Here is an 18,581-nt window from a genome sequence, read left to right as displayed (position 1 = left end):
TCACACGCGCTCCGTCGGATTGCTGCCGAAGAGACCGCGCGGAAGCGCGAACAACACGGCGAGGATGACGAAGAAGGCCACCGCGTCCTTGTAGTGCGAACTGACATAGCCGGCGGTGAGCGCCTCCAGAAGACCCAGCAAAAGCCCGCCCGCGAGGGCCCCCTTGGGGTTGCCCATGCCACCCAGCATGGCCGCGGCGAAGCCCTTCAGCGCGAGTGCGATGCCCGCCTCGAAGCTGGTGGGCATGATCGGAGTGATGAGCACGCCCGCCAGTGCGCCGATGCCGGCGGAGAGGGCGAACGACAGGGTCATCACGAACTTGGTGTTGATGCCCACGAGCTGCGCCGCCAGTCGGTTGTTGGACGTGGCGAGCACCGCGCGTCCGGTCAGCGTCCGGGTAAAGAACAGCCAGAGGCCGATAAAGATGGCCACGGCGCCGGCCACCACCCACAGGCTCTGCGGCAGGATGGCGGCGCCGAAAAGATGAAGGGGCGTGTCGCCGGAGAAGGCGGGCAGGCGGTGCAGGCCCTTGTCGAACACGATCTGGGTCACGCCGCGGATGAAGATGGAGGCGCCGATGGTAATGATGATGAGCGACACCACCGGGGCGCCGCGCGCCGGCTCTATGGCGAGTTCGTTGAGAGCGACGCCGACGGCCGCCGTCACCACGATGGCGATGAGCGCCGCCAGCGGCAGCGGCAGCCCGACTGCGACGCCGGCGACCGAGATCATGCCGCCGAGCATGACGAATTCCCCCTGGGCGAAATTCACCACGTCGGACGCGTTGTAGATGATGGTGAAGCCGAGGGCGACGAGCGCGTAGACCGCGCCAACCGTTACCCCGGACGCCAGGAACTGCAGGAGATCAGACATGGTTTGCTCGGTCCCCGCCGGGGGTTCGGTTCGAGGCGGCGCGTGCCCGGCTGAGGCCAGCCGAAGGACGAAGCCGTCTCATGATGCGTGGAAGGACGCCGCTCGTTCGGGCCAGAACGCGGCATTGGTCCGGCCCGAACGAGCGCATTCGCTATGGTGTCCGCCGTCGAACCAGGAGGGTCGCCAGTGAGCGGCGTCCGCAGGGCCGACGTGAAGACCTGTGCTTTCAGGAAAAAGCAGGCGGATCGCCCAGCCTACTTCACAAACTTCCAGCCGCCATTGCTGATTTCGAGGATGCGGAAGGCGGAAAGGTCGAGACCGAGGTGGTCGGTCTTCGAGAAGGTATAGGTGCCGGTGGTTCCCACCAGACCGGTTGTATGCTCGATGGAATCGCGGATCGCGGCGGGCTTGTTGGAGCTGGTGCGGGCGATGGCCTCGGTGAGGATGCGCATGGCGTCATGGGCATAGCCGCCGAAGGTGGAGACGGGCGCGCCGGCGGCCTTCTCGAAGCTCGCCTTGTAGGCCAGCACCACCGGCCTCTGCGGATCCGCCGGGTCGAGCAATTCGCCCACCAGGAGCGCGGTGCCGGGCAGCCTCACCCCTTCCGCGGTCTTGGCTCCGGCGAGTTCGATGAAGGCGTTGGAGGCGACGCCATGCGACTGGTAGAGCGGCAGGGTCATACCGAGCTGCGCATAGTTGCGGGTGATGGTTGCTGGCCCTTGGCCGAAGCCGGAATTCAGCACGGCCTGGATGCCGGGCTTGCTGCGGATGTTCGTCAGTTGCGGGGTCATGTCCGCATCCTTCGGCCCGTAGGTCTCGTCGGCGACGATCTCGATCCCCGACGACTTGGCCACCGCGAGGCATTGCGTCCGCATGGAGGCGCCGAAGCCGTCCGTGCCCGAGATGAGGCCCACCTTGGTGAGGCCACGGCTCTTCATGTCCTCGAAAATCTTCAGGCACGCCATCCGGTCGGTATGCGGCGTCTTGAAGACGTAGGGCTTCACCGGGTCGATGATCTCCAGGGCGCCGGCGAGCGAGATGAAGGGCACCTTGCTCTCCTCGGCCACGGCGAGGATGGCCATGGAGGTCCCGGTGGTGGTGCCACCGAGGATGGCGACGACGCCGTCGTCCTCGACCAGCCGGGTGGCAAACGTCTTGGCCTTACTGGGGTCGCCGCCGTCATCATAGAGCACGAGCTTGACTTTTTCGGCCTTGATGCCGCCCTTGGCATTGAGTTCATCCACCATCAGCCGCAGCGTCTTGGCTTCCGGGTCGCCCAGCGCGGCGGCCGGTCCGGTCTCCGATATGACGGCGCCGATCATGATGTCGGCGCTGGCCACGCTGGTCATCATCGCGAGCGCGATGAGCCCTGTCAGACATGTTTTCATGTTTCCCTCCCAGGCAATTTCGGTGACGCATCCCAATTGCCAACGCGCGGCCCGCTGGCGGAGGCGGCGAAGGGAAGCGAGGGAGCGTCACGCATTTTTCGATCTTTTTTGTTAGATCGTTCGATCTTTTTAATCCAGATCAAATTGCATTGCCATCAAAAATTCTGTCGTCCTGACACCCCGAGCATGTCGCGCTTTTCTGGCCGCATGCGCGCATTTCTACTGGATAAGCGCGTGAGCGGGTCATTTCCACCGGCCCATTTTTGCAGTCGATCGCGCCTGCGCGTCGCTTGACACGCCTCACCGACGTGTCGATAGTAAGATCGATCGTTCGATTAATATATTAGATGTAATGAAACGCAGGGGTGGAACCGCCATGCTGCAAGCTGCAATGTCCGAGGAAGCTGCATCCCGTGATTATCGCGCGCTGATCGAACCGACGCGCGTCAACAGTCGCCTCTACTACGACCCCGATATTTTCCAGGAAGAGCTGGAGAAGATCTGGTACCGCACCTGGGTCTATGTGGGCCACACCAGCGAGATCCCGAACAAAAACGACTACGTCACAAAATCGATCGGCCCCACGCCGGTCCTTCTGGTGCGTGACAAGGACGGCGAGGTCCGTCTCCTGCTCAACAAGTGTCCGCACCGCGGCAACCAGCTCTGCGCCTACAAGAAGGGCAATCGCACGAGCTTCACCTGCCCGTATCACTCCTGGACCTTCAGCAATACCGGCGACCTCATGGGCTACGCTTTGCCGGAGGGCTACGAGGGTCAGGACAAGAAGGGCCTCAACCTCGGCAAGGTGCCGCGCATTGCCATCTATCGCGGTTTCGTCTTCGGCTCCATGGCGCAGGACGGTCCCTCGCTGGACGAACATCTCGGTGGCGCCAAGGCGTCCCTCGACCAGTTGCTGGACAACTCGCCCACCGGAGAGCTCGACCTGACCGTTGGCTTCCTGCAACATCGCACCAAGGCCAACTGGAAGTTCATGCTGGAGAACGAGACCGACGGGTACCACCCCGGCTTCGTGCACGGCTCCGTCTTCCAGGTGACGAACAGCGGCATCGGCGATCTCTACGCTGCGCAGTCCACCGCGCTGACCCGCGATTACGGCAACGGCCACACCGAGTTCGATCTGCGCCCCGAATGGCGTCGGATCGACAAGCCGATGGAATGGTTCGGCACCAGCGAGGCGCGCCTGCCCGACTATGCGACGGCCATGAACACCGCCTACGGCCCGGAGCGCGCCCGCCAGATCATGATCGACGGCTCACCGCACGTCATGATCTTCCCCAACCTCTTCATCGCCGAGATCCAGATGTTCGTGCTGCAGCCGATGGCGGTGGACGAAACCATCCAGCACGTGACGGCGCTGCAATTCAAGGATGCCCCGGACATCAACCGGCGCCTGCGCCAGCAGACCATGGGGTCGGTGGGGCCGGCGGGGTTCCTGCTCGCCGACGACACGGAGATGTACGAGCGCAACCATCGCGGCGCGAAAATCCGCGATCCCGAATGGCTGACGCTGACGCGCGGCCTGCATCGCGAACGGCTCGACGAGAACGGCTTTCGCATCGCCCATGCCACCGACGAGACGCCGCAGCGTGGCATCTGGCGCCATTACCTCAAGCTGATGATGGAGGCCCGCTGATGACCGCTCTCGCCAAGACCTTCACGGGGGCGGCCGCACCTGATCTCACCGCGCTCGAACCGATGGCGCTGCAGCATCAGGTAACCCAGTTCCTCTACAAGGAGGCTCGCCTCCAGGACACCCACGCCTATGACGCGTGGGAGGCGCTGTGGACCGACGATGCCATCTACTGGATCCCGGCCAATGGCGACGACATCGATCCGGACAAGCAGATGTCGGTGCTCTACGACAACCGCTCGCGCATCGGCGTGCGGATCGCGCAGCTCAAGACCGGTCGGCGCCACACCCAGACCCCACGCTCCGCGCTGGCCCGGATCGTCTCGAACGTCGAGCTGACGGAAGTCCTCGGCAACGAGGTCGGCGTGCGCGCCAACGTCATCATCTACGAGGACAACCTGCGGGGCGAGACCGTCTGGGCCGCGCGCAACGAATACCGGCTGCGAATGATCGACGGGATCTTCCGGCTGGTCCGCAAGAAGGTCGCACTCGTGAACAACGAGAAGCCCATCTTCACCCTCTCCTTCCTGGTCTGAGGGCCGTTCATGACACACAACACGGTCGAGACCACAATATCCGAGCTCGCCACTCCCGAGGTCTGGATGGGCGAAGGGCCCGTCCTCCTCGCCTACGCCGAGGGGATCGCCACCCTGACGCTGAATCGGCCCAATTCGGCCAACGGCATGAACATCGAGATGATGCAGGCGCTCTACCGGGCGCTCATGCTGTGCCATAGGGCGCCGGAGCTGCGAGTGGTGCATCTGCGGGGCGCCGGAGCAAACTTCTGCGCCGGCGGCGACGTCCGCGAGTTCGCCTCCAAGGGGGAAGCGCTCGGCGACTTCCTGCGTGAGGTCACGGCTTATCTGCAGGTGGCCATCGGGGCGCTGATCCGCCTGAAGGCCATCGTCGTGACGGAAGTCCACGGCTACGCCGCAGGCGGCGGGGGCCTCGGCCTCGTCTGCGCCTCCGACATCGTCATCGCCGGCGAGGGCGCCCGCTTCCTGGCTGGCGCCACGCGGGTGGGCATGGCGCCGGATGCGGGGTCCTCCGTGATCCTGCCCCACCTTGTGGGCTTCCGCCGAGCCACGGAGATCATGCTGTCCAACCGCATCGTCGAGGCGACCGAGGCGCAGCAGATCGGGCTGATTACAAAGTGCGTGCCGGATGCTGCCCTGCAGGATGAAGCGCGCAAGGCCGCATCCTTCTACGCCAGAGGCGCCCCGCTTGCGCTCGCCGCGACCAAGCGCCTCCTCTGGAACGCGCTGAACGTCGAGGCGGCTCTGCCCGAGGAGGCGCGGACCGTGTCCGAGCTGTCGTTCACCGCCGATTCCCGCGAGGGCCTCGCGGCGGTGATTGGGAAGCGCAAGCCCGCGTTCAACGGCCGATGACCATGGGCGGAGCGGCGACCGGGCGACGCGCCCTTGTCACCGGTGGCGGCGCCGGAATTGGCGCCGCCACCGTCCGCCGCCTGGTGGCGGATGGGCTGGCGGTGGTCTTTTGCGACCTCGACGCCGAAGCGGGCGCGGCCTTGTCGGCCGAGACCGGGGCGGTCTTCGTGCCCATGGACGGCACCGACGCGGCGGCCGGCAAGGCGCTGTTCGCCGCGCACGGCCCGTTTGATGTTCTGGTGAACAATATCGGCACGGACCAGCACGCCTTCTTCACCGACACCACCGCCGCGGACTGGCGTTTCCTGCTATCGATCAATCTGGAAACGGCCTTCCTGTTCACCGGCCTCGTCCTGCCCGCCATGCAGGCGGCGCGCTACGGGCGGATCGTGAACGTCGCCTCGGAAGCGGGGCGGCTGGGGTCGAAGGGGGGATCGGTCTACGCCGCCGCCAAGGCCGGCTTGATCGGCTTCACCCGCTCAATCGCGCGAGAGAACGCCCGGTATAACATCACGGCAAACGCCGTCGCCCCGGGCCCCATCCGCACCCCCATGGTGGAGCGGGCGGTGGCGGAGGTGGGCGAGAAGCTGGTGGCCGACATGGCCGCCCTGACGCTGATGCGCCGGATCGGCGAACCGGAAGAGGTCGCCGCCGCGGTTGCCTTTCTCGGCTCGGAAGCGGCCTCCTTCGTCACCGGGGAAGTCCTGGGCGTATCCGGCGGCATGGGCTGCGGCGCCTGAGCGAAAAGCCGCGTTCCGGCCACACGAACAACCAATCACCAAAGGGGGCACCCATGACCCAGATCGTCTTCATCATGTCCGATGACCAGCGCATCGAGATCGACGCGCAGGACGGCCTCAGCGTGATGGAATGCGCGCGCCGCGCCAATGTGCCCGGCATCATCGCCGAATGCGGCGGCGCCTGTTCCTGCGCCACCTGCCACGTCTATATCGATACGCGCTGGAGTGGCATCCTGGGCGAGGCGGCCGGCATGGAGCGCGACATGCTCGAATTCGCCGAGGGCGTGCGCGAGACATCGCGCCTCTCCTGCCAGGTGAAGGTGGCCCCGGATCTCGAAGGGCTCACCGTGCATCTCCCCGAAGGCCACGCCTGACCAGCGGCCCCATGTCGGGACAATTTTGGAGTGGGATATGCCGGGGCCGTTGCAGGGACTTCGTATCGTGGAGATGGTCGGCCTCGGGCCAGCACCTTTCGCCGCCATGATGCTGGCGGATGCAGGCGCCGAGGTGATCCGCGTCCATCAGAAGGGCCAGCGACCCGAAATCCCGCTGATGAACACGCGCTTCGACGTGCTGGCGCGCGGCCGCCGGTCCATAGCCCTTGACCTGAAGGTGGAGGCGGACAAGGCGGTGATGCAGGGCCTCATCGCCCGCGCGGACGCCCTTCTGGAGGGGTTCCGGCCGGGTGTCATGGAGCGGCTCGGCCTCGGGCCCGACGTATGCCTCGCGCGCAATCCGCGCCTTGTCTACGGCCGCATGACCGGATGGGGCCAGACGGGTCCGCTGGCGGAGACCGCGGGGCATGACTTGAACTATCTCGGCGCCACCGGGGCGCTCAACGCCATCGGCCCGGCGGGCGCGCCCCCGCCAGTGCCGCTTAACCTTGTCGCCGATTTCGGCGGCGGCGGCATGCTGATGGCCTTCGGACTGGTTTCGGCGATGCTCCATGCGCGTGCCACCGGGCAGGGCCAGGTGGTGGATGCGGCCATGACCGATGGGGCCTCGCTGCTGTCCGCCATGTTCTGGGGCTTCCGTGCCGGCGGCCTGTGGGGCGACGGGCGGGAAGCCAACCTCCTGGACGGAGGCGCCTACTTCTACGCAACCTACGCCTGCGCGGACGGCAAGTTCCTCGCCGTTGCCGCGGTGGAGAAGAAGTTCCATCAGATCTTGCTGGAGCGGCTGGAACTCGATCCCTCCGAATTCACCCATATGGCCGATCCCTCCGCCTGGGCCCGGCTGCGGGCCCGCCTTGCGGACATCTTCCGCCAACAGCCCCGCGACCACTGGGCCGCGGTGTTCGAGGCAAGTGATGCCTGCGTCACCCCCATCCTCGACTGGACCGAGGCGGCGGAGCAAGCTCAGGCGCAGGCGCGCGCGGCCTTCGTGATGGTGGACGGCGTAACCCAGCCAGCCCCCGCCCCCCGCTTCAGCGCCACCGCTTCCACTGTCGCCCATGGTCCGGTGGCCCCGGGCACCCACACGCGCGAGATCCTTTCGGACTGGGGCATCCACGCGCCTGGCATGGCGGAACCCACCAACTTCGGCACATCTTGAGGGATGTGAAATGCCGGCCTCCCTCGAATGAGGAAGGTTGGCAGATGTGACGTCGCAGACCTCAGAGAGCGCGGATAAAGGTGCCGATGCGTCCTAGCGATTCCGCCGCTTCCTGCAACTCCTCGAATACCTGGAAGTGGTGGGGCATCCCCTCGAACACCTCCGCCTCGCAGCGGCCGCCCTGCGCCGCCACGTTGCGCGCCAGCAGACGGGTGTCGTCGAGGGTGATGTCGTGGCCCCCCGCATGGACGAGAATGGCGGGCAGGCCGGCGAGGTCGCCCAGCACCGGGGAGGCGGCAGGGTCCGAGGGCAGAATGTCCCGCCCCAGATAGGTGCGCGCCATGGTTCGAAGTTGCGCGGGCCTGGAGAAGATGTCGCAACCCGCAAGCGCGGTGTAGCTCTCCCCGCTCATGGTCAGGTCCAGCCAGGGTGAGAGCAGGATGAGCGCCCTGGGCAGGGCCAGCCCCGCATTGCGCGCCCGGATCGCCGTGACGAGCACGAGGGCGCCGCCAGCGGAATCCCCGACAATGGCGAGGGGGACCTCGCCCGCCCCCACCAGTTCCGCATAGACGGTGAAGGCATCGTCTCCGGCGGCGGGGAAGCGGTGCTCCGGGGCGAGGCGGTAGTCGAACCCCAGCACCCTCGCCCCGCTCGCCTGCGCCAGCCGCGCCATGAGGCCGCCGTGGGAGCGGATGGAGCCGATCTGGAAGCCGCCGCCGTGGCAGTAGAGTAGTGTACGGCCGGGCGCGGCACCCGGCGGGTCGAAAGCGCATGCCGGCAGCCCTGCGACCCGCAGCGCAGTGCGCAGGACCTCCGGCGCACCTGCGCCGTCGCCCAGAAAGCTTTCAAAGCTCTCGCGGATTTCGGGCAGGGTCATGCCGCCCGCCCAGGCGGTGGTGGCCGAGGTGATGCGCGTGCGCACGCGCTCGTAGGGATCAGGATCGCTCATGGCAGGGTCACTCGTGGGGACGCGTCAAGCACGGTGACGGAGGAGGGCCGGATAGTCTCCGGCCCTCCTCCGCTCGGTCCGGACCAAGATCGTCAGTGCGCTTCCGAGCGATGCAAAACCCGCGTCGCCTTCGCCTCGTACCGTGGCAGGGTGCCTTCGGGATGGCATTCGACGTTCACGTTGATGCCGAGGCGCGCCTTGATCTCCCGCCGCACATCATTGGCGGCCTGATCTTCCGGACGTTGATCGGCGCGGGTCGCCTCCACGGCGACGGTCATCTTGCCGATGGTGGTGGCATCCTTGTCGATGTAGATCTGCCAGACCTCCTTCGCGAGCCCCTTGATGCTCGCGATCACGTCCTCGATCTGCGACGGGAAGACGATCACGCCCTTGAACTTAATCATGTCGTCGGTGCGCCCGATGATGCGGCCGATCTTGCGCATGCCACGGCGGCCCGACGGGCAATCATAGGGGCGGGGGGACAGACGCACGAGGTCCCGGGTGCGCCAGCGGACCACCGGGGAGGCTTCCTTGCAGATGGTGGTGATGACGATCTCGCCCACCTCGCCTTCCGAGACGGGCTTCAAGGTCTTTGGGTCGAGGATCTCGACGATTACGCTATCCTCGTTCAGCAGTTGCAGCTCATCGTCGGCGTGGGTGTAGGGCGTGGAGATCGCGAGGATCGGGCCGCCCGCCTCGGTGGTGCCGTAGATGTTGTGGCTCATGAAGCCCTCCGGCATCTCGGCCTCAAGCTGGGCGCGGAATTCCGCCGACACCGACTGGCCGCCGAGGATCGCCACCTTCAGCGCCCATTCGGTGCGCGGATCGATGCCCTGGCTCTTGGCCGCCTGCACCAGCGTCATCAGCCACAGGGGCGACATGGACGCCACATCGTAGCGGTGATCGCGCAGCCAGCGCGCGGCGAGTTCGCCACGGCCGGGGCCGATGGGAAAGTTCGTGCAGCCCACGGCGGAAAAGCCGGCGTCCAGCGCCGGGCCGCCGATCCACAGACCGTAGCCATAGCCTTGGTAGGCACGATAGCCGCCGCGAACGCCCGCGGCCGTCAACAGGCGCGCCATCTGGTACGGCAGCAACTGGTGCAGGTCGTTCTTCGTCATGCCGAATGTCACCGGCAGGCCGGTGGTGCCGGAGGTGGCGACGAAGCGTTCCACGCTTTCCAGCGGCACGGTGAGAAACGGAAAGGGGTAATGGTCGCGCAGCAGCGACTTGTCCATGAAGGGAGCACTCTCCAGCCCGTCGGCGGACGCGAGGTCTTCCGGCCGCATGCCGGCGTCGGCGAAGTGGGCCTTCCACACCTCGCACTGACCGAGCCGCGCGCCCAACCGGGCGAGCCCTTCCCTCTGGATCTTCCGAATGCCGTCGCGATCAAGCGACTCCACCTCGGGGTGCTGCATCTGTGTCCTCCCCATCCGACCGTTGACTCATGGGCAGCTCTGACGGCCACCTCATTTACGTTCCAATTAATAGACCGAACGAATGGTCTATGTAAACGCCGATTTTGATCTGTATCAACCCACGCGGCTCTCCACGCGTCCATATAAAAGTGAGGAACGCCCCCGGCCGGTGTCCCGGCCTTGGCAATCACAGACTATGCGCCTATAGACCGAATGATCGGAACATTCGTACAGGTATAGTGCCGTGGCGCGAACACGCTCAGCCGAATATGACACCATTCACGATACCATACTCGACAGGGCGGCATCGGTTTTCGCGCGCCGGGGCTATGCCGCGACTTCGATCGGCGACATTGCCGATGCCTGCGAGTGCTCCAAATCGAGGCTCTATCACTACTTCAATTCCAAGGAGACGATCCTCTCCGACATGCTGACATCGCATGTGGACTCGCTGCTCATGAAGTGCCGGCACACGCTCTATGGCTTCCAGGACCCCGAAGAGCGCTTTCGCCAGCTGACCCGCCTGTTCCTGGACGTCTATTCCGTCTCGCGCGATCGGCATGTGGTACTTTTGACCTGCGCGGAATTCCTGGTGCCGGAAACCCGGAAGGTGCTCATCGCCAAGCAGCGGGAGCTGATCGCCTACGTGCGGGACATCCTGCTGCAACTGCGGCCGGACCTCGCCAAGGACTTCGCCATGGCCCACGTTGATACCATGTTGTTTTTCGGCATGATCAACTGGACCTACACTTGGTACCACTCCGACGGGCTCGTGTCCCCGAGCGATCTGGCGGATCGGACCGTGGATCTGTTCGTCAATGGTTTCGCCCATGTGGGCGAGCATCGGCCGCGGACCGCCCCGGCCAAGGATTGACCCGCCGGACGTTACGCGCACGGAGCCGTCTGGCGCATTCGGGCGACCGGATCGAAATCCGCCGCCGAGACCTCCGCTAGCGAGATTTCCTGCCCGCCCTCCAGCATCCGCTTGGCGGCCATGTAGGTGCGGGCATCGTTGATCGCATCCACCGCGATGAGCCACCCCTGGCGGAAGTACCAGAGCGACTCGCCGCGATCCGACCGGCGGCGCACCACCGCGTCATAGCCGCGGTTGAGGCCGACGATCTGGAGCTTCACATCATACTGGTCCGACCAGAACCACGGCACGGGAGCGTAGGGGCGTGACCGGCCCAGCATATCGTCGGCTACGCATTCCGCCTGGTCCACAGCATTCTGCACGCTTTCGAGGCGGGTTGGCACGCCGTGGAGGGGGAAGCAGGCGCAATCGCCGGCGGCCCACACGTCCGGTGTGAAGGTGCGACCGAAGGTGTCCACCACGATGCCGTTGTCGCAAGCGATGCCCGCCGCCCGCGCCAGTTCGTCCCGCGCCAGCACGCCGATGCCGACGATGGCGAGGTCCACCGGAATGCGCTCGCCGTCATCGAGTTCCACTGCCGCGATGGCCCCGTTCTCGACGAGGACCCTGGCCACGGAGCGTCCTTCGAGGATACGGACCCCATGCCTTGCGTGCAGGTCGCGGATGATGGACGAGGTGTCTTCGCATGCGACGCGTTCAAGGATGCGCGCGGCGCGCTCCACCACCACCACGCTCAGGCCCGCTTTCACCGCCACCGCAGCGGTTTCCAGCCCCACATAGCCGCCGCCCAGGACCAGCAGGCGCTGGCCGGGGCGGATGTCCTCGCGCAGTCGGTCGGCGTCGGCAAGGCTGCGCAACTCGTGCACGCCCGTGAGGCCCGAGAAATCCGCCGGCAGCGGGCGCGGGCGTGTGCCCGTGGTGAGGGCGAGTCTGGTCCAGGTGACCCTCGCTCCGCCCGCCGTCAGCGTATGTTCGACCGGATCAATGGCGGTGACGGGAACGTCGGTGACCACATCCACGCCGAGGTCGGACCAGAAGGACGCCTGACGCAGATAAAGCCGATCAATCGACCATTCTCGTTTTAGATAGGCCTTGGACAATGGCGGCCGCTGGTAGGGAAGGTGCGGCTCCTCGCCGAATACGGTCAGCTTCCCCGAATATCCACCTTGTCGAAGGCGCACGATCAGGGATGCGGCAGCCTGTCCGGCACCGACGACGACAATGTGCTCCTGGCCCATGCTTTCAAAACCGCTATAATAGTTGACCAATCGTTCTGACTATTATATTGCCGATTTGTGGGTTGCAATCGGGTTCTTCGAACCACTCCGCCGGCGACGGAGCCACCCCGGCCGCGCACATCCGGATCCGGCGGGATCCGCCCGCCCGGTAGGCAGCCGTAGTCAATAATAAACGGTCGAGGACGCGACGGTGACGGGCATCACATCCATCGGAATCCACTTGCCGCGGCTGCGCCTCTCACGGGCAAGTATGGCCGCCGCCATGGACTGGCTCTCGCCCCGGTCCGATGTGCGCGGAGCACGCACTCTCGCCTTCTGGGACGAGGACAGCATCACAATGGGTGTGGCCGCCGCGCGGGCCTGCCTGGCGCACCTGCCGGATGCGGCGCACGGCGAAATCCGAACCCTGAATTTCACCACGACCACCCCGGTCTTCGCCGAACCGCAGAATGCGAGCCTCGTTCACGCCGCCCTGCGTCTTCCGGCGGAGAGCATCGCACAGGACAGCGGGGGCACGCTGCGCTGCGGACTCATCGCCCTGCACATGGCGCTGGAAGGAAACGGGCCGACCCTCGTGGTGGCCGCGGACACTCCGGTGAGCCCGGCCGGCAGTGTCGCCGAAGCGCGCTTCGGCGATGGCGCGGCGGCGGTGCTCGTCCGCGGCGGGCCGGCGCTCCTGGCCTATCGCGGAGGCGCCAGCCTCACGGCTCCCTTCATCGAACGCTATCGCGCCGCCGACCGGGCGCTGGCCACGGACTGGGAGGAGCGGTGGGTGCGCGAGCAGGGCTTCCTCTCCCTCGTGCCACGCGCCATAGCCGACGCCCTCGCCAAGGCCGGGCTCGGCACCCAGGACATCCATCACTTCGTGCTGCCGAGCGTCATTCCGGGCTGCGCGAAGGCCGTCGCCCAGGCCGCGGGCCTGGCGAAAGTGCGGCTCGCAGAGAATCTCGATGTTGAATGCGGTGACACCGGCTCAGCCCATGCGCTGGTGATGCTAGCCCGCGCCATGGAGCAGATGAGGCCCGGCGAGCGGGTGCTGGTGGCACAGTTCGGCCAGGGCGCCACCGCATTGATCCTGGAGGCGACCGACGCCCTCGCCGGCTTCGACCCCGGTGTCGCTACGGCGCTTGAGGGTGGCATCCCCGAGACCAGCTATCTCAAGCTGCCGATCTTCCGCGGTCTGCTGGCCTGGGAACGCGGCCTGCGCGGCCGGCTGCCGGTGAACGAGGCGCTGACAACTGCCTACCGCAACGCCGAGGCTCTGCTGGGCTTCGTGGGCGGGCGCAGCCCGGAGACGGGGCAGGTCCAGTTCCCCGCCTCGCGCCTCGCGGCCGCGGAGGCCGGCTTCCACGCGCAGGCGCAGGCGCCCTGGCCGCTGGCCGACCTCGGTGGAACGGTGGCCACCTCCACCGCCGACCGCCTCGCCTTCTCGCGCAATCCGCCCAACTGCTACGGCCTCGTCGACATCGCCGGCGGCGGACGCCTGATGATGGATTTCACCGACCCGGACGCCGCACGTCTCGCGTCCGGGGACCGGGTGCATTTCGTCTTCCGCATCAAAGACCTGGATGAGCGCACCGGGTATCGCCGCTACTTCTGGAAAGCGGTGGCTGCGGACGGGCTGCCGGCTGTTGCCGAGCAATAGAAAGGCGTCGCACTATGGCCGCGGGTATCAAGGACAGGGTCGCAATTCTCTCCATGGGCTGCTCGCGGTTCGGCGAGCGCTGGGACGTCGGCCAGGAAGAGCTGATGGCCGAGGCCTATCTGGAGGCGCTGGGCGGCGCCGGCATCGATCCAGGCATGATCGAGGCGGCGTGGTATTCCTCCCACTATGACGACATTGGTGCCGGAAAAGCCGGAACGCCCATGGCGCAGGCGCTGCGTCTGCCCGCCATCGGCGTCACCCGCGTGGAGAATTTCTGCGCCGGCGGCACCGAGGCTTTCCGCGGCGCGGTCTATGCGGTCGCCTCAGGCGCTGTGGACGTCGCGCTGGCCGTGGGCGTCGAGAAGCTGAAGGATACCGGCTTCGCCGGCCTGCCGCCGGCCTCGCGCGGCACATTCGCGCCCATGTATCTGCCCACCCACACCAATCCGGGCAACTTCTCCCAGCTCGCGCGCGCCTACGGTGCCCACCACGGCGTTTCCCGCGCGGACCTGAAACGCGCCATGGCGCACACCTCGATGAAGAGCCACTTCAACGCGGTGAAGAACAAGAACGCCCACCTGCGCAAGGCCATCACCATCGAGCAGGCTCTGAATGCGCCCATGGTGGCCGATCCGCTCGGCCTGTTCGATTGCTGCCCGGTTTCCGACGGAGCGGCCTGCGCCATCGTGACGACACCGGAGATCGCCCGCAGCCTCGGACAGGCTGCGCCCGTGCTGGTGAAGGCAATCCAGCTGGTGACCTCCAACGGCTGGGAGATGCAGCAGAGCGACTGGAACGGCGCCTACGTGCACACGGCGCGCATCGCCGCCCGGCGGGCTTATGCCGAGGCTGGCATCACCGATCCGCGGTCGCAGCTCAGCTTCGTGGAGTTGCACGACTGCTTCTCTATTACCGAAATCGTGACGCTGGAGGATATTGGGCTGAGCGACGAGGGCACCGCCTGGAAGCGCATGCTCGACGGTGCCTTCGACGCCGACGGCGAGATGCCCTGCCAGGTGGACGGCGGGCTGAAGTGCTTCGGTCACCCGGTAGGCGCCTCCGGTCTTCGGATGCTCTACGAGTGCTGGCTTCAGCTCACCGGCCAGGCGGGAGAGCGCCAACTCGGGGCGCCAAGCCTCGCCCTTACCCACAATCTGGGCGGCGCGCCGGCCCAGAATGTGTGCTCCATCACCGTTATCGGCGCCGCCTGACCCGACCGTGGCGGCCCGTTGACTCCCCCACCGGCGGTGCGAACCGCCGGTGGGGGCTTTTCTTTTTACCGGATCATGCGCTCTGCCAATCGGCGAAGCTGCGGCCGGATTTCGCAAGCTCCACAAGCAGCTCCGCGGGCTCGGAGCCGGTGCCGCCGGCCACGTGCGCCGCCTCCATTTCGGCGAGGACGCCGGCAAGGCCCAAGCGGTCGGCGGCCCACATGGGGCCGCCCTTGAGCCGCGGGAAACCGTACCCATTGACGAAGGCCAGATCGATGTCGGAGGCCCTCAGGGCGATGCCCTCTGCAAGGGCCTTCGCCCCCTCGTTCGCCATCACCGCGAGAAGCCGGCGCTGGATGTCCGCCGGGGCGAACGCACGCGGCACGATGCCCGCTTTCGCCCGCGCTGCCGCGATCACCTCGGCGACCGCGGGATCGGCGGATTTTAGGCCCGCCGCATCGTAGGCGTACCAGCCGGAGCCCGTCTTGCGGCCGAGCCGGCCCATGTCGCACAGCCGGTCCGGGATCGAGACGTAGCGCTCCCCCGGATCGCGCGTGGCGGCCCGGCGCTGGCGCATGGCAAAGGCGATGTCGAGGCCGGACATATCCGAGACCGCGAAGATGCCCATGGCGAAGCCGTAGGTCTCCAGCGCCGCATCCACCGCCTCGGGAGAGGCTCCGTCCTCCACCAGATATTCGGCGTGGCGGCGGTAGACCGCATAGATGCGATTGCCGATAAAGCCGTCGCAATTGCCCGCCACCACCGGCTGCTTGCCCATCCGTTTGGCCAAGGCCAGCACTGTGGCGAGCACCTCCGGCGCGGTCTTAGTGGCCCGCACCACCTCCAGGAGTTTCATGACGTTTGCGGGGGCGAAGAAGTGCAGGCCCACCACGTCCTGCGGCCGTCTGGTGGCGGCGGCGATGGCGTCAAGGTCGAGATAGGAGGTGTTGGTGGCGAGTACAGCCCCCGGCTTCGCCACCGCATCGAGACGGCGGAAGATGTCCATCTTCACCCCGAGATCCTCGAATGCCGCCTCGACAACGAGGTCGGCCGCGGCGATCGGATCCCAGTCGGCGGCCGGGGTGATGCGCGCGAGCCTCTCGGCCATCTGCGCCTGCGTCAGCCGACCGGCCTTCACCTGCCGCGCATAGAGGCCCTGCGCCCGGTCGAGACCGGCCCGCGCCGCGTCCCCGTCCCGCTCCACGAGTGTCACCGGCAGGCCGGCATCGGCCAGGGCGACGGCGATGCCTGCCCCCATGGTGCCTGCCCCAATCACCGCCGCGGTGGAAATCGGCCGTGCCACGGCCCCTTCGAGCCCCGGCACCTTGAGCGCCGCGCGCTCGGCGAGAAAGAGGTGGCGCAGCGCCTTCGCCTCGGCGCTCTCGCGCAGGGCGAGGAAGGCCGAGCGCTCCTGGGCAAGGCCGGCGGCGAACTCCCCCTCCCGCGCGGCGCGGACGACCCGGATGGCCTCGACGATGGCAGGGCTCCCCTTCGCCCCCTTCAGGGCGTGGGCGGCCGCTGCCTCCTCCGCAGCGATGTCACTCGGCGGCACCGGATGAGCGGACAGGCGGCGCTTTTCCACCTGCGGCGCGCGGTCGACGGCGGCGGCGAGCAGGTCGCCCTCCGCCACAGCGTCGAGGAGGCCTACTTCGAGGGCCTCCCGCGCCTTCAGCACGCGCCCTTCGCAGATGAGGGCGATGGCTTGCGTCGTTCCAATGAGGCGCGGCAGACGCTGCGTGCCGCCCGCGCCGGGGATGATGCCGAGGCGCGTCTCGGTGAGGCCGACGAGCGCATTCGGGCCACCTAGCCGCAGGTCGCAGGCCAGGGCGATCTCGCAGCCGCCACCCAGCGCCGCCCCGGCGATCGCTGCCACCACGGGCTTGCCGCAGGCGTCGATGGCCGCCACCACGTCCGGCAGGAAGGGCGCGCTTGGCGGCTGGCTCATCTCGCGGATGTCGGCACCGGCGATGAAGCGCGCCGGGCCGCCGCTAATCACCAGAGCCGCCACGCCGGGATCTGCGTCGAGCGCGCGCACGGCCTCCATGAGGCCCTGCCGCACCGCCTGCGAAAGTGCGTTCACCGGCGAGTGGTCGATGCCGATCACCGCAACGGCACCGTGCCGCGTGACAATGACCGGGGAGCTGACGGCGTCCATGGTTCAGACCTTTTCGATGAGGGTGTTCGATGAGGGCGGACCGTTGCCTCCCCGCCCCCCCTGCAGTGACGGCGACATATGGCACCGGAGCTTCGGCGCCGATCCGCGGAGCGGGATCAAGCGGGGTGAGTGTCAGGCGGCCGGAGGCGCTCCTCGCCGCGGCGCAGACCCCGCGCGCCTGCCTTATCGCGGTTGACAAGCGCAGTTCTAATTTAAAGACTAACTGTTCAATCTATTAATTCAAGGGGGTTCCGCATGGACCGCCCAGGAGAGGATTCGTCATGGCACCGTTGGTGGAAGCAGCATGCGCCGAGGCTTCGCTTCTCGTCACGCGACACGACGGCTGGCACGAGTTGACCCTTAACCGGCCCGATCGCCTCAACGCCTTCAACGAGGATCTGCACCGCGCTCTGGCCGCCGCCCTTGATGAGGCGGCGGATGACGCCTGCCGCGCCGTCCTTCTGACCGGCGCAGGTCGCGGCTTCTGTGCCGGCCAGGACTTAAGCGCCCGCGCGACCGCGACGGGTCCGCTCGACCTTGGAGCCTCGATCGAGGCCTTTTACAATCCCCTGGTTCGGCGCATCCGCGCCCTGCGAAAGCCTGTCATCTGCGCAGTGAACGGCGTCGCTGCGGGCGCCGGCGCTAATATCGCCTTGGCGTGTGACATCGTTCTGGCGGCTCGCTCGTCCAGATTCATTCAGGCCTTTGTCCGCATCGGCCTCATTCCGGACTCGGGCGGCACCTTCTTCCTGCCACGCCTTATCGGCGATGCCCGCGCACGGGCCCTGGCGATGCTCGGCGAACCGGTGAGCGCGGAGACGGCCGAAAGCTGGGGCCTCATCTGGAAGGCGGTCGACGACGCGACGCTGATGGATCAGGCGCGTGCCCTGGCTGCCCATCTCGCGACCCAGCCCACGCAAGGTCTCGCTCTCATCAAAGCCGCCTTCAATGCCTCCGCGGGCAATACCCTTGATGCACAGCTGGACCTTGAGCGGAACCTGCAACGGGAGGCTGGCCGCACGGCGGACTATCGCGAAGGAGTCAGGGCCTTCATGGAAAAGCGCCCCACCACCTTCACCGGGCGACTCGCATAACTGCCTCAGCTTGCAGAAACCCGCGATGCAGGCGAACAGGTCTTGCCACCCCTCGGCCCGTTCGCGTCAGCGAGATGAGACAGAAGTCCTTGGAGCGACCGATCCTGATACCTACTTCTTCCATGTCCTGACGGTGGAGCGCTACGAGATCGCGGAAGAGCTGCGCGTCACGAGACTTGCGCGTGACGGTGTGCTCCTGGCGGTCGATGCGGTGCTCCATGTCGAGCGCCATTCCTCCGCATCCCTACGGCGCAGGAACGTCTCGTTGACCTACTGCCCCTTCCGATGGTTCTGGGCTCTCCAGGAACCGGATTTTAGTTTAGTGAAGGTGGCCAATCCGTATGCGCTGACATGTCGAAAAAAACGAGAAACGGGGCGTATCGTGGCGTAAAATTGAGCGAACACG

The 18,581-nt window shown here is 66.7% G+C and carries 17 protein-coding genes; 10 read left to right on the top strand and 7 right to left on the bottom strand.

Features of this window, described 5'->3' with window-relative positions:
* Positions 1 to 873 (bottom strand): branched-chain amino acid ABC transporter permease, encoded by an 873-nt coding sequence (locus V5F77_RS08610; RefSeq protein WP_429004936.1) that lies wholly within the window; start codon positions 871 to 873, stop codon positions 1 to 3.
* A 254-nt stretch (positions 874 to 1,127) separates the two neighbouring features.
* Positions 1,128 to 2,261, bottom strand: coding sequence for an ABC transporter substrate-binding protein (locus tag V5F77_RS08605; protein WP_429004935.1), 1,134 nt, complete (start codon positions 2,259 to 2,261; stop codon positions 1,128 to 1,130).
* 376 nt (positions 2,262 to 2,637) lie between these two features.
* On the opposite strand from V5F77_RS08605, the gene V5F77_RS08600 reads away from it, so the two are divergent.
* Genes V5F77_RS08600 through V5F77_RS08575 form a run of 6 tightly spaced genes read left to right on the top strand, consistent with a single transcriptional unit; the run spans position 2,638 to position 7,594 of the window.
* Positions 2,638 to 3,915 (top strand): aromatic ring-hydroxylating oxygenase subunit alpha, encoded by a 1,278-nt coding sequence (locus V5F77_RS08600; protein ID WP_429004934.1) that lies wholly within the window; start codon positions 2,638 to 2,640, stop codon positions 3,913 to 3,915.
* Positions 3,915 to 4,448, top strand: a complete 534-nt coding sequence (locus V5F77_RS08595) for an aromatic-ring-hydroxylating dioxygenase subunit beta (protein WP_429004933.1) — start codon at positions 3,915 to 3,917, stop codon at positions 4,446 to 4,448. Before V5F77_RS08600 ends, V5F77_RS08595 begins: the two co-directional genes overlap by 1 nt.
* Before the next feature lie 9 nt (positions 4,449 to 4,457).
* A complete protein-coding gene (locus V5F77_RS08590) occupies positions 4,458 to 5,300 on the top strand; it encodes an enoyl-CoA hydratase/isomerase family protein (protein WP_429004932.1) in 843 nt (280 codons plus the stop codon).
* Positions 5,297 to 6,040, top strand: coding sequence for an SDR family NAD(P)-dependent oxidoreductase (locus V5F77_RS08585; protein WP_429004931.1), 744 nt, complete (start codon positions 5,297 to 5,299; stop codon positions 6,038 to 6,040). The genes V5F77_RS08590 and V5F77_RS08585 overlap by 4 nt, the downstream gene beginning before the upstream one ends.
* Positions 6,041 to 6,093: 53 nt before the next feature.
* Positions 6,094 to 6,414 carry a 2Fe-2S iron-sulfur cluster-binding protein gene (locus V5F77_RS08580; protein ID WP_429004930.1) on the top strand — a complete coding sequence of 107 codons (321 nt, stop codon included), beginning with the start codon at positions 6,094 to 6,096 and terminating at the stop codon, positions 6,412 to 6,414.
* A 37-nt stretch (positions 6,415 to 6,451) separates the two neighbouring features.
* Positions 6,452 to 7,594 carry a CaiB/BaiF CoA transferase family protein gene (locus V5F77_RS08575; protein WP_429004929.1) on the top strand — a complete coding sequence of 381 codons (1,143 nt, stop codon included), beginning with the start codon at positions 6,452 to 6,454 and terminating at the stop codon, positions 7,592 to 7,594.
* Between the two features lie 61 nt (positions 7,595 to 7,655).
* Here V5F77_RS08575 and V5F77_RS08570 read toward each other — a convergent pair whose 3' ends face one another.
* Positions 7,656 to 8,543, bottom strand: a complete 888-nt coding sequence (locus tag V5F77_RS08570) for an alpha/beta hydrolase (protein ID WP_429004928.1) — start codon at positions 8,541 to 8,543, stop codon at positions 7,656 to 7,658.
* A 92-nt stretch (positions 8,544 to 8,635) separates the two neighbouring features.
* On the bottom strand, positions 8,636 to 9,958 hold the full coding sequence (locus V5F77_RS08565) for a phenylacetate--CoA ligase family protein (protein WP_429004927.1): 1,323 nt from the start codon (positions 9,956 to 9,958) through the stop codon (positions 8,636 to 8,638).
* Positions 9,959 to 10,202: 244 nt separating this feature from the next.
* Between V5F77_RS08565 and V5F77_RS08560 the strand changes: the two genes are divergently transcribed.
* Positions 10,203 to 10,832 (top strand): TetR/AcrR family transcriptional regulator, encoded by a 630-nt coding sequence (locus V5F77_RS08560; protein WP_429004926.1) that lies wholly within the window; start codon positions 10,203 to 10,205, stop codon positions 10,830 to 10,832.
* Positions 10,833 to 10,843: 11 nt separating this feature from the next.
* On the opposite strand, the gene V5F77_RS08555 is transcribed toward V5F77_RS08560, so the two are convergent.
* Complete coding sequence (locus V5F77_RS08555; protein WP_429004925.1) at positions 10,844 to 12,070, bottom strand: NAD(P)/FAD-dependent oxidoreductase; 1,227 nt, start codon at positions 12,068 to 12,070, stop codon at positions 10,844 to 10,846.
* A 190-nt stretch (positions 12,071 to 12,260) separates the two neighbouring features.
* Here V5F77_RS08555 and V5F77_RS08550 point away from each other — a divergent pair, with 190 nt between their 5' ends.
* Both V5F77_RS08550 and V5F77_RS08545 read left to right on the top strand, forming a co-directional pair.
* Positions 12,261 to 13,715 carry a 3-oxoacyl-[acyl-carrier-protein] synthase III C-terminal domain-containing protein gene (locus V5F77_RS08550; protein WP_429004924.1) on the top strand — a complete coding sequence of 485 codons (1,455 nt, stop codon included), beginning with the start codon at positions 12,261 to 12,263 and terminating at the stop codon, positions 13,713 to 13,715.
* 14 nt (positions 13,716 to 13,729) lie between these two features.
* Positions 13,730 to 14,926: an acetyl-CoA acetyltransferase gene (locus tag V5F77_RS08545; protein WP_429004923.1), complete on the top strand. Its 1,197-nt coding sequence runs from the start codon at positions 13,730 to 13,732 to the stop codon at positions 14,924 to 14,926.
* 73 nt (positions 14,927 to 14,999) lie between these two features.
* Here V5F77_RS08545 and V5F77_RS08540 read toward each other — a convergent pair whose 3' ends face one another.
* Positions 15,000 to 17,081, bottom strand: coding sequence for an FAD-dependent oxidoreductase (locus V5F77_RS08540; protein WP_429004922.1), 2,082 nt, complete (start codon positions 17,079 to 17,081; stop codon positions 15,000 to 15,002).
* A gap of 281 nt (positions 17,082 to 17,362) precedes the next feature.
* On the opposite strand from V5F77_RS08540, the gene paaG reads away from it, so the two are divergent.
* The gene (gene paaG / locus V5F77_RS08535) at positions 17,363 to 18,175 is read left to right on the top strand and encodes a 2-(1,2-epoxy-1,2-dihydrophenyl)acetyl-CoA isomerase PaaG (protein ID WP_429004921.1); all 813 of its coding nucleotides are present in this window, start codon (positions 17,363 to 17,365) and stop codon (positions 18,173 to 18,175) included.
* Here paaG and V5F77_RS08530 read toward each other — a convergent pair.
* Entirely contained in the window at positions 18,156 to 18,407 is a 252-nt protein-coding gene (locus V5F77_RS08530) for a hypothetical protein (protein WP_429004920.1), read from the bottom strand. The two genes, paaG and V5F77_RS08530, sit on opposite strands and share 20 nt — an antisense overlap.
* Between the last annotated feature and the right edge of the window lie 174 nt (positions 18,408 to 18,581).

The organism is Roseixanthobacter psychrophilus, from assembly GCF_043195195.1.
GTDB lineage: Bacteria > Pseudomonadota > Alphaproteobacteria > Rhizobiales > Xanthobacteraceae > NCEH01.
This window is presented reverse-complemented; position numbering and strand designations above follow the sequence as displayed.